At 41.5% G+C, this 12,023-nt stretch carries 9 protein-coding genes; 3 read left to right on the plus strand and 6 right to left on the minus strand.

Annotated features, from left to right (window positions below; all coding sequences use genetic code 11):
- Positions 1–11: 11 nt before the first annotated feature.
- Positions 12–1,988 carry a PAS domain S-box protein gene (locus RMZ41_RS14140; protein WP_322642882.1) on the minus strand — a complete coding sequence of 659 codons (1,977 nt, stop codon included), beginning with the start codon at positions 1,986–1,988 and terminating at the stop codon, positions 12–14.
- Positions 1,989–3,354: 1,366 nt separating this feature from the next.
- Between RMZ41_RS14140 and RMZ41_RS14145 the strand changes: the two genes are divergently transcribed.
- Positions 3,355–4,302 carry a WGxxGxxG family protein gene (locus tag RMZ41_RS14145; protein ID WP_409875317.1) on the plus strand — a complete coding sequence of 316 codons (948 nt, stop codon included), beginning with the start codon at positions 3,355–3,357 and terminating at the stop codon, positions 4,300–4,302.
- Between the two features lie 95 nt (positions 4,303–4,397).
- Here RMZ41_RS14145 and RMZ41_RS14150 read toward each other — a convergent pair whose 3' ends face one another.
- A complete protein-coding gene (locus RMZ41_RS14150; RefSeq protein ID WP_322642883.1) occupies positions 4,398–6,458 on the minus strand; it encodes a potassium channel family protein in 2,061 nt (686 codons plus the stop codon).
- 202 nt (positions 6,459–6,660) lie between these two features.
- Positions 6,661–7,431: a glucosamine-6-phosphate deaminase gene (locus RMZ41_RS14155; protein ID WP_322642884.1), complete on the minus strand. Its 771-nt coding sequence runs from the start codon at positions 7,429–7,431 to the stop codon at positions 6,661–6,663.
- Between the two features lie 151 nt (positions 7,432–7,582).
- On the opposite strand from RMZ41_RS14155, the gene RMZ41_RS14160 reads away from it, so the two are divergent.
- Complete coding sequence (locus RMZ41_RS14160; protein ID WP_322642885.1) at positions 7,583–8,269, plus strand: HAD-IA family hydrolase; 687 nt, start codon at positions 7,583–7,585, stop codon at positions 8,267–8,269.
- A 45-nt stretch (positions 8,270–8,314) separates the two neighbouring features.
- On the opposite strand, the gene RMZ41_RS14165 is transcribed toward RMZ41_RS14160, so the two are convergent.
- Positions 8,315–8,941: a PadR family transcriptional regulator gene (locus RMZ41_RS14165; RefSeq protein WP_322642886.1), complete on the minus strand. Its 627-nt coding sequence runs from the start codon at positions 8,939–8,941 to the stop codon at positions 8,315–8,317.
- 188 nt (positions 8,942–9,129) lie between these two features.
- The gene (locus RMZ41_RS14170; RefSeq protein ID WP_322642887.1) at positions 9,130–10,050 is read right to left on the minus strand and encodes an AraC family transcriptional regulator; all 921 of its coding nucleotides are present in this window, start codon (positions 10,048–10,050) and stop codon (positions 9,130–9,132) included.
- A gap of 278 nt (positions 10,051–10,328) precedes the next feature.
- Here RMZ41_RS14170 and RMZ41_RS14175 point away from each other — a divergent pair, with 278 nt between their 5' ends.
- A complete protein-coding gene (locus tag RMZ41_RS14175; protein ID WP_322642888.1) occupies positions 10,329–11,063 on the plus strand; it encodes an SDR family oxidoreductase in 735 nt (244 codons plus the stop codon).
- Between the two features lie 107 nt (positions 11,064–11,170).
- Here the strand turns inward: RMZ41_RS14175 and RMZ41_RS14180 are convergent, their stop codons facing one another.
- Positions 11,171–11,953: a COP23 domain-containing protein gene (locus RMZ41_RS14180; RefSeq protein ID WP_322642889.1), complete on the minus strand. Its 783-nt coding sequence runs from the start codon at positions 11,951–11,953 to the stop codon at positions 11,171–11,173.
- Positions 11,954–12,023 lie beyond the last annotated feature (70 nt).

Below are 12,023 nucleotides of genomic sequence, written 5' to 3' on the forward strand. Positions count from 1 at the left end.
ATTTAAGTTTTTTATACTAATGTAAATGTCACTCGACACTCCACTCCTGTATCACCTTGGATATTAATATTTCCTGAAATTTGGTTAATTAAAGCATCTACTAACTGCCAGCCCAAAGAAGCGAGTTTTTTGAAATTAAAATTGGGTGGTAAACCAATTCCATTATCACTAACTATAAGTGTAACTTCATGGTCTTGGTTTTGGTTAATTTCGATATAAATCGTACCATCTTTACCCGATGGAAATGCATATTTTAATGAGTTGGATACAAGCTCATGAATAATTAAGCTACAAGGGATTGCTGTATCTAAACCGAGAAACACTTGATTGTCTATATTTACGAGCAGAGCGATCGCATCTTCATTGACTTCATAAGCAGTAAATAAACTTGTTACCAAATCTTGAATATATTCACCAAAATTGATTTTTGCTAAGTCTTGAGACTGATACAATTTTTCGTGGACTAGAGCCATTGATGCAATTCGTTGCTGACTTTGTTTGAATATTATTAAGTCGTGTTCGTCTTTGATATAAGCAGATTGCAAACTTAGCAGACTGGAAATAACCTGTAAATTATTTTTGACACGATGATAAATTTCTTTTAATAAGACCTCTTTTTCTAAAAGTGATGCTTGTATTTGCTCTTCCCACAGCTTGCGATCGCGTAGAGCAGCTTGTCGTTCGCTAATATCTTCGACTACAGAAATAAAATATCTTGGCTCCCCACTAAGTTCGCGTATCAAAGACACGGTAAGATTAACCCAAACTATGGAAGTATCTTTGTGGAAATAGCGCTTTTCCATCGAGTAATTTTGAATATTATCTGCTAAAATTTGGTCAAAATATTTCAAGTCAGCATTAATATCATCTGGATGAGTAATATCTTGGAAAGTTAGAAACTGTAATTCTTCAGGTGTATAACCGAGAATATCGCAAAGCCTCTGATTAACTAATAACCACCTTCCATCTATTGCTACATGAGCGATACCAACAGCAGCTTGATGGAATGTAGCACGGAATCGTTGTTCGCTTTCCCGCAATGCTTTTTCTATTCGCTGGCGCTCAGTAATTTCTGCCTGTAGTGATTGATTAATTGTTGTTAACTCTACTGTTCGTTGCTCAACTATATTTTCTAGTTTATTAAGTAAATTACTAAGTGCCTCCTCTGCTTGCTTGCGCTCAGTAATATCTGTATATGAGCCTGCCATTCGCACTACATTACCATCTTCATCCCACAGTGCTTGACCTCGATCTAAAATCCATTTGTAAGTGCCGTCTTTGCATAAAACCCGATGCTCAGTAATGTAAAACGGTGTTTTTTGAGCAAAATGATCTTCAACTGCTTGCCTTACCCAGTCCAGATCGTTTGGATGTATTCGTGTCACCCTTTCATTTAAATTGTTAGAAATTTCGTGGTCTTCATAACCGAGCATTTCCTTCCACCGGGCCGAGAAGAAAACTTCATTGGTTTTAACATTCCAGTCCCAAATTCCATCATTATTGCCGCGCAAGGCTAATTGCCAGCGTTGTTTACTTTCTCTCAGTACCTCTTCTGTCCGTATACGTTCAGCAATTTCTGTTGCTAGTTGAGAGTTTGCAGCCTCTAGTTGGGCAGGACTTGGTAGAGCCAATGCTTGGGGTATTAATGGCAAAAGTTCTATAGCTGTCAATACAGAGACAAAAGCGGTGATAGCTTTGAGTAACCCTGATAGCCAATAGGTAGGATACCAAAGCGTCCATACATCCATTAAATGGGTAGTGCCACAAGCAACAATGAATGTGCCAAACATCAAAAATATCCAACCGAAAGGCATATCTTGCCGTTTACGGACAAAATAAACTAGCATCACTGGAATTGAATAATAAGCAAGTCCAGTTAACACATCTGACACCAGATGCAACCACACCAATCCTGGTTTCCAGAGATAGCAATGTCCGTGGGGAATAAACTGGCTAGTGGAGAAAAAATTATATAAAAAATCTGTCATAAGCTAGAAGTGCTATCAAAAGTGACGACACTCCTAAGATTTTAGCTAAATAGTGGTGATTTACCGAACTAACTATATTTTCCTTCTATTGCTTTCCTCGAAGAATAATCTAGAATGCTTGTAAAATACGGCTTTGAGCAAAAATCTCAATTTTAGCTATGCCATTAGAAAATAAAAGTTCCAATTATTACTCTATGTATAGTTGAAAAATTGTTTCTTATTTTTCTTTTTCTTATTTTTTTAAAGTGATTTAAGAGAGATATCATTATGAGCATAATATGAAGATGATTACAGTCAAAACTATTCCTAATTCAGTATTGCTTCAGTCCATCTAAATATGTTCAGGACTTACGCAAACAATCGCCCAAACCTTAATTCCCGAACCCGAAGGGAGGTTCCCGACGCTTGACGACTCACTTACCGCCGCTCTCTGTTGTAGCAACTGGCGTTGTGTTAGAACGGAGTTTGTAACGCACTATTGTCAAGGGTTTGATGCCGTACTCTTTGCGCTCACATCCTACGGATATTCTCTCCAAATTAAACCGAATTCCTATAGCAATAAAAATATTCCTTAAGTATGGAGTAAGACACACCTGGAGTATGAAGTTATAAGTTATTAGGTGAAATATTCTTGTAGAGTGTTGTTCAATATAGTCCAAAATTATTAGTGATATATCAAAACTTTTAGATAAATCGTTATATTCCTTACAATTGGTATGAAGATTTATGGTCAAAGATTTGGTTTTTTGTCTACAAGAAGCAACACTATACCTTTTATTCAAAAAATCCCGAACCCCGAAATATCCTTGTGAATGTTTTGTGAATCCTCCTTGTGGATGTGCCAATCCAGGGCGAAATATCCAGTGTGAAGATTGTGCTTATCTTGAGTCCTGTTTATCTAGCTGTAAACTACAAAATGTCTCACTATCTTCACGTTCATAGGCTAACTTTAATAATGCAAAAATAATTCCTACGACATAAAAGCTTTTACTCCTATGGTAGAAGTTTAATAAAAAGCTACCTGTTATCTTAACAGAGGAATCACAAACTAATTCATAAAGAGTAATTAAAAACGAAGACGCAAGAATGTTAGTTGCTTTTCGTTAATAAGCGGTGTTGGTCGTAAGTGAAAAACCATATACTAAGTAATTACTGATTATGAATTAGTTTGAATATGACAAATATTTATATTTTATGGGAGCTTAAAATGCTTTCATTTTTTCTAACCTAAACAAGGTGAAAGACTCTTAAATCTGTTTGTCTGGCTTACGAAAAGTTACCTAAGTTAGCGCTGGATTGACGAGAAAATATCAGTTTTGAACATCGATCAATCACACAAATCTAAAACATAAAAGGAACCATTACCATGAAGCCTTTTCATTTATCTAAAGCTGTTTTGGCTACTGTCTTTGCCATGAGTTTCGCTTCTGTATCCTTACCTCCTTCTGTTTTTGCCCAAAGTGGAGGCTCAGGCAGCGGGGGTTCTAGTGGTGGCAGTAGCTCAGGCACTGGCACAACAGGTACTAGCTCAGGGACTGGAACCACAGGTACTGGCTCAAGTTCTGGTTTAGGTTCTGGAACAACAGGCACTGGCTCAGGTTCTGGGTTAGGTTCTGGAACAACAGGTACTGGCTCAGGTTCTGGGTTAGGTTCTGGAACCACAGGCACTGGCTCAGGTTCTGGGTTAGGTTCTGGAACCACAGGCACTGGCTCAAGTTCTGGAACAACAGGTTCTGGCTTAGGTTCTGGAAGCACAGGCACTGGCTCAAGTTCTGGAACAACAGGTACTGGAACAACAGGTACTGGCTCAGATTCTGGCTTAGGTACTGGAACAACAGGCACTGGTTCAGGTTCTGGAGCAACAGGTTCTGGAAGCACAGGCACTGGCTCAAGTTCTGGAACAACAGGTACTGGCTCAGATTCTGGCTTAGGTACTGGAACAACAGGCACTGGTTCAGGTTCTGGAGCAACAGGTTCTGGAGCAACAGGTTCTGGAGCAACAGGTTCTGGAGCAACAGGAACTGGCTCAGGTTCTGGAACTACGGGCACTGGCTCAGGTACTGATGCCACAGGAACTGGCTCAGGTTCTGGCACAAGCACCGATTCTACAGGCACTGGTACAACAGGTAGTGATTCTACAGGTACTAACAGGAATGCAGGTGTTACAACTTCCCAAAGTAATAGCGATCGCGGTTTCGATTGGGGTTGGCTAGGTTTACTTGGTCTAGCTGGTTTAGCAGGTTTGGCTCGTAATCGTGATAAAGTCAAGGCATATAACGATCCTAATGAAGTAACAGGTACTCGTTCTAGATAGTATTCACCACACTGTAGGAATCGTACAGCAGTTATTCTTGTCAACTTCAAATTAGACTAATAGGGGCACAATATATTGATATTGCGCCCCTATAATTACATCCCAGTTACCTGCCCACCAATAAAGATTACATTTGCCAAAACTTGGATTTTTGTTAGCGCCCGCACAAGACGTTGAGCTTGATGTTTATAAAGTGGGATTGGCAACACCCCAGGCAAATTATTCATCCATTGCCTAGCAGTAGCTAAACTACATCCCGTAATCAAGACGATTTCTTCAGCGCCATACATAACAGCATTTGTAGTCAAAGCTTTTTCAATCTGCACGCTCCATTGGCGAGGCAACATTTCACCCCATTCGATTCGCTGCAAACTAGTGCTTGTAGCTAAAACAATTAAGCGATCGCCAGCATAAAGTTTAACATCATACCAAGGCATCAAGGAATAATTGTCTCGCCGATATTTATGGTAGAGAATCGGCACAACACTGTAGCCAGATGCGATTTCAGATAGAAGTAACCCATTGAGAGTATCGCCTTCTTCTATCTTGTATTCCGTCACCATCACTATTTGCTCGCTCAAGTGAAACAAGCTCAAAACATTTTCCCCAAAGGCAGCACAAGCAAAAACTTCTGCCGATAAAGCCGCGCCACACAAAACTTGAGCATAGGGAAACAGAGGAGCGATATTATCACTAAAATGGCGATCTTGAGAGCGGATAATCAAGCTTGTGGCGGGGTTCATTGCATGAGCCATCAAACCAATTTCCAGATTTTCCATATTATCGTCCCCAAGTAAGACGATGCTTTTAGCACGGGAGAGATTCACCTTAGCGAGTGCTTCGCTAGTATTGCCAATAATCAAGGGCATATCTGGTAAAGTATCTTGGTCAAGAGTGGTAGTATGAATTCCCACTAACGGCTGATTCAGTTCTTGCAAAAGAGCAGCAACTTTCTGTCCCAAGCGATTTAAGCCAATAATCACTACATGGTTGCGTTGGGGTATAGGAGGACGGGAATTGAAAAACTGGAATCTGGAAGTGACAAGAGCATCAGTCACCAGTGCATATAATACTCCCACGAAAGCTTGACCTGTTAACGTGAGTCCCAGGCTAAAGAACCGCAACCACCAAGGGATATGGTCTGAAGGTTCAGATTGCGATCTAAATTCAACACCACCAAATAAATCTCCGTATCCTCCCAAGAGCAACACTGCTGTTGCATAGAAAGCTTCTTGCAGGGTGATGTCAGGATAATACAAGCGGTAAAGAATTATTCCAACGAACCACAGGATGATTACAGTAATCCCATAAATTGTTGCAATTCGCCGGATTTGATTTTGGCTTTGGTAGTAAGATTGCCAAAATTGTACTATTTTCTGTTTAAGATTCTTCGCTTTGATGCCTTGAAAAAACTCTTGCCACTGCCAATGGCGGTAAGATTTATTTGTATGTTGCTCAGACAAAGCTAATTCGTATGCAACATCAATATAAACAAGCGTGTCTCCTACCTGCACTTCTGCTTCTGGGTTCCATTCAAATAACTCTTTGAGTGGATCGGATGAAACTGTTATGTGGCTCAAGATGCGGCGAGTTGTGAGATTGAGTCTATGTACTGGTTTGCCCTTGCACCAGCTATCGTTCGCCTGTACTTGGTGCTTGATTACTTGCAATAGTTGCCCTTCTAAGGTAAAATACCCAATGGCTTCAGATCCGAGAGATGCTAAAGCAAAAGCATGAGCAGAGAGATGGGTAGGCTCAAAGGCAACAAAATTACCTAAGTTTTCGGACAAAAGTTTGTTGAAATTTTGTTTGTCAGAACGTACAATCAGCCGAACATGCGGATTAAGTCGCCGTGCTGCAAAGGCAGCTTCTATATTTATCCGCTCATTTCTTGTGACTAAAAGTATTGAGCGACATTCCCCGATACCTGCTTGCTCTAAAATAGTTGGTTGGCGGCAGTCTCCTACGATTAACTTTTCTAGTAAACTTGGTACTTCTGGGACTTCCCAATGTTCGGGTTGTACATCGTCAATGGCGTTGACTTTAACATCGTATTCCTTTAGGACTGCAACACAATGTTGCCCTAAACTTTGGAGTCCGCATACTAAGAAAAGGTCTTGGGGTTTTTTGGAGGTGCTGCTGGGAGGGGAATGCACTTTCTGTTGATAGCAGCAGTCAATACTGCTAACAGTACGTGTTTGGTAGGATTATATCTTATCTTCACTTAAGCGCTACAATTCCTCCCTAATCGGTCTTCACGACAAGCTAGTAATGAAAAGTTTGTAGTAAGCACTTTAGTGCTTGGAAACTAAGGACTTAAGTCCTTACTACGAACTCGCTTATCCATCAATATAAACTTCACAGACCACTAGCGGAATTGACATCCAAAAATAAGGTAGCTTGGGATTGTTGACGGAGAATAGAAGCTGGGCAATCTGTACTTATAGCTCCTTGCAACATTTTTTTTACCACATTCGCTTTACGTTTTTCTGGAGCGAGACAGATAATTTTTTTAGCTGAACAAATTGCTGAGATAGTGACAGTAAAAGCATATTGTGGAACAGTTTCTAGATTCGGAAAGTGACCTGTGTTTACTTGTTGCTGACGGTTCACTGTATCCAGTTTCACTAGTTTCACACTGTAAGGATCTTGAAAATTTGCTACTGATGGATCGTTAAAAGCTAAATGTCCATTTTCGCCAACACCAAGACAGCATAAGTCTATTGGTTGTGCTTGCAATAGTTTGGTGTAGCGATCGCACTCGTTTACTGGTTGCAGTGTATCACCTTCTATATAGTGAAATACTTTAGGAGCAACCCGCTTCTCTACACGTTCTCGCATATAGCGCCGGAAACTCGCAGAATGATCGGCACTAATTCCCAAATATTCATCTAGATGGAACAGAATAATCCGCGACCAATCTACACCACCCAATGCAATCAAAGCATCGAGAAATTTGAGTTGGGAGTTACCTGTTGCTAACAATACAGCAGCTGTATCTTGTTGTTTGAGAACTTGCTGTAAATGCTTTTGCGCGATTTCGGCAACATCTTCGGCCATTTCTGCTTCAGAGTTATAAATCTGCACCAGTAAATCATCAACGCGAAAAGAGTTTGTAGCGGTTAGCATTTGCTTACATAGAAGGTTATTAATAATTCACAAGGGGCTGACATCACAGTGTAAGTATTCCCCTCTATTGACATAGAACAATCACTCAGCACGAAAACAATGTAAACTATGTAAATTAAGTTAACAATTATTTACATTTTACCCAAAAATCATGCTGGCTGCAATTCTTTTTGACCTCGACGGCACTATTGTCAATACTGACCCCATACACTACCGAGCTTGGCAGGAAATGCTGTCAAATTACAGCGTTGAAATGAACGAAACATTTTATAAATCCCGAATTAGCGGGCGGCTAAATCCAGAAATTGTTAAGGATATTTTGCCACAATTATCAACCGCAGAAGGGCAGAAATTTGCAGACGAAAAAGAGGCGCTCTTCCGCAAACTCGCCTCGAATCTTAAACCTATGAGTGGATTTTCTGAGTTACTAGCATGGACAGAAACACATCAGTTAAAACGCGCATTAGTTACTAATGCGCCTAGATTAAATGCAGAGTTTATGCTAGAGGTATTGGGAATAAAAGAAACTTTCCATACAGTTGTTGTGGCGGAGGATTGTATAGCAGGTAAACCCGATCCTGCACCCTACCTAGTCGCCCTGAATAAATTGGCGATTTCAGCAGAGGAAGCGATCGCATTAGAAGACTCTCCCTCTGGTATTCGGGCGGCGGTGAGCGCAGATATCCGCACTATTGGCATCGCTTCTACCCACGATCCGCAAGTTTTGCAGTCAGTCGGCGCATTTATGGCAATTCCAGATTTTACTGATTTGCAGTTGTGGACATTGCTTAACTCGCTCATTGAGCCAGATTTAAGTGCGATCGCTTCTAACCTATAGGCACAAAATCTGAGAATGTAGAGACGCAAATTTTTGCATCTCTACTTATTTTTCCGCCAAAATCGCGTAAATTTCCCGTTTAACTTGCTCTAAAAGCTCACGCACCCGATTTATTCGCTCCACATTGCCACTACGAGCAACCTGCACCACAACAGCAGCTAATTCTGTTGCAGCATTCCGCAACTCAATAAACTCTTGGGGCTTACCTTTGACAAAACTTTTGACGGTATCCCAAGGAGAATCTGAAGTCTCTTGTTGGGAACGTTCTGCTAATAATTGTCTACCCTCATCGGTAATCGTGTAAATCCGCTTGCCGCCTTCTTGTGCGCTCTTGAGATAACCCCCTTCCTCCAGCAATTGGAGTGTGGGATATACAGAGCCAGGACTGAGGCGGCGGAAACCACCATAACGAGTTTCCATCTCTTTAATCAGGTCGTAACCATGACTAGGATGCTCGGATAACAATTCCAGCAGGATGAACTTGATGTCACCCCGACGAGTGCGATGTTCATCTCCCCAACTACGACCAAACATTTCATTACCAAAGTGTTTGTCATGATGCTTACCATGATGCTTATCATATCTAAACCAAGACCTGACAAGCAATGAATCCTCTTCGCTAACTCCTGCCCATGCAGGTGTTCCAAACCGTGAACGAAAGTGTCTAAACATAAATCAATCTCAAATCAACTTTCTCTACTATACGATATATCGTGATATATTCCGATATATCGAAATAGAATTTTGATGAAGATTTTTGAAGTAAGTAATTGTGCCAATGCAAGGCAGAAGACTCGCTCCTATCAATACAGTTCAGATAAGACCAAAACACTTGTAGAGACGGCGATTTATCGCGTCTCTTAGGCTGTGCGTAAACGTTCAATATCCCTCATCGGCGGCGCACCGAACATCCGGGAATATTCGCGGCTGAACTGTGATTGACTTTCATAACCCACTTGATAGGCAGCATTAGCCGCATCGGAGTTTTCGGCAAGCATCAGACGACGTGCTTCCAAAAGTCTTAATTGCTTTTGATATTGAAGCGGACTCATTGATGTTACTAATTTGAAATGGTGATGGAAAGATGAAGGAGACATCCTTGCTTGTCCAGCTAGCTCTTCAACCCGCATCGGCTTTGTCAAATCAGCCTTGATGAGTTTTATCACCTCGGCGATGCGCTGCATATTGCTGCCAGATGTCGCAATCTGGCGGACAGCTTCGCCCTGTTCACCCATTAAAAGGCGATAATAGATTTCGCGGATAATCAGTGGTGCAAGAATCGGAATATGCTGTGGCGTATCCAAAAGTCGTGTCAGTCTGAGAGCGCAATCGAGCAATGGTGCATCAGTGTTGCTGACGAATAAGCCCCTAACAGAGTTTTCTTTTCTACTCGTGCCTGGCCTGGTTTGGGCAATAATATCACAGAGTTGAACTGGGTCTAAATTCAGCCTGAATCCTAAATATGGCTTGTCTGGCGTGGCCTCTACAACAAATGCACTTAGCGGCAAATGAACCGAGACAACAAGATATTGAGCCGTGCCATAACAATAGGTTTCCTCACCCAACAATGCTTCTTTTTTGCCCTGAACAACTATGGCGAAAATAGGTTCATAAACACCGCATATTGACGTGGAAGCGGAAGATTCCCGCATAAATTCCAGATGATTTATATCTGTTTTATGAACACCGTTCCCCTTGTCGTTGGTGTAACGGGTTAGTAATGCCGCCAGTTCTTTACACTTATTAACAGCTGCACCGTGCTTTAGTATTTCAATCGTCATGCTGGCTTCTTGACTGATTTAATCATTCTGATTCGCTAATTATAGAAAATATCGATCCTTTCATAAAAGATGTTTTTGGAGAATTAGGCAATAATCTGCGATCTTTGTGTATTTAAAAATCGGTTTTTAATCCATATTATGAACACATGCCAAAGAAACAGTCAAAGGATAAGGCAATTATCAAAATTGTCTGGTAACAGGATTGGGCAGAGGACTGGGCAAAAATACTGCTTTGACTCTTGCCAAAAAAGGTTTGGTGAATAAAAAGGAAAATAATCATGTCAAACGTAGAAAACAAAGTTATTGTCATTACTGGGGCTAGTAGCGGAATCGGTGAAGCCACCGCTAAACTGCTGGCCAAAAACGGTGCAAACGTCGTTTTAGGGGCACGACGCACAGAAAAGCTAGAAAAGATTGTTGAAGATATCCACAATGAAGGCGGCACAGCAGAATTCAAAGCCGTAGATGTCGCCAATCGTGAGGAGATGAAAGCGTTCATTCACTTCGCTAAAGAGAAATTTGGTCGTGTCGATGTCATCTTTAACAATGCAGGTGTGATGCCCCTATCGCCGATGAATGCCCTGAAAGTTGAGGAGTGGGACAACATGATTAACGTGAACATCCACGGCGTGTTGAATGGTATAGCTGCTGGTCTACCGATTATGGAAGCACAAGGTGGCGGACAATTTATCAATACTGCGTCCATCGGCGCACATGTGGTCGTGCCTACTGGTGCGGTGTACTGTGCGACAAAATATGCTGTTTGGGCGATATCCGAAGGATTGCGTCAGGAATCAAAAAATATCCGCGTCACAACAATATCCCCCGGTGTGGTTGAGACTGAACTCGGCTCTGATATCACGGAGGAGTCTGCAAAAGGCGCTTTGAAAGAATTCCGCAAAATCGCACTGACTCCTGATGCGATCGCTAGAGCCGTATTATATGCTGTATCCCAACCGGATGATGTTGATGTCAATGAAATCATTGTCCGCCCTACAGCAAGTGCATTTTAAATTTGGCGGCAGATGATAACAAAATAAATCGGGGTTGCTAATAAAAGCTCTAAAATAGCCTCTGGTTGATATAACTAAACCAGAGGCTGATTTCAATTTCTTATTAATTATCGGAAATTACGAGGATTTAAGCGAACAGAGTTAGGTTGAGACTGACGACCAATTGCCACTCCATTGCGGAGTTTATTCGCAGTACCACCATCTTTGCGATCGAGGAAAGGTTTGAGATTAATGCCACCTCTATATGAACTTACTCGATTATTGCCACTGCCTAGAAGTGTGCGTCCTAAATTATATAATTCGCTTCCCCCACTACTGCGATCGCCATAAGTGTTAACAGCGATAGTTTGCTGCCCATTATCAGCAGTAGTCAAATTTTGAAAAATGCTATTGCGGATTACAACGGGATCTTTACCACGCGGTACTGTCAGCACAATTCTACAGCTTGGGTTAGCTTCGGTTGTGACGCAGACAACATTTTCGTTATTTTCTACAGATGTTTGGAGTTCTTGTAAGCCATCTGGACGATAAAGTTCTAAACGACTGGCAATTGCCGCACAACGCTTTTGTGCATCCCAACCACCGCCCAAAGTCGCAGGTGCAGCCCAAGGAAAAAATTGTCCTGGTTGACTTTGTGGTTGATACATAACAGTATACTGACCGTTGTAAGTCTGGCAGCTAAATCGAGTTGTACCGTCAGATGAGGGTGAAGTTGGTATACCTGTTGATGTGTCGATTGGTACTGATGACCCACCTGATGGCACTGTTGGTACTACTACACCACCATCATCGCCAGTAGAATTATATTGCGCCATTGCTACGGAATTACCCAGGCACAAAGATAAGCCAAGACTGCCCAAAGATATCAAGCGTAACAGTTTTGATGACATGAATCATTCTCCAGTAGAAATAAGTAGGGAATTGATAGTTTAAGTGACGAATAATTCGATTTTTTGATTC

Origin of the sequence: Nostoc sp. DedVER02 (genome assembly GCF_034530675.2) — a bacterium.
In the GTDB taxonomy this organism is placed as follows: Bacteria; Cyanobacteriota; Cyanobacteriia; order Cyanobacteriales; family Nostocaceae; genus Nostoc.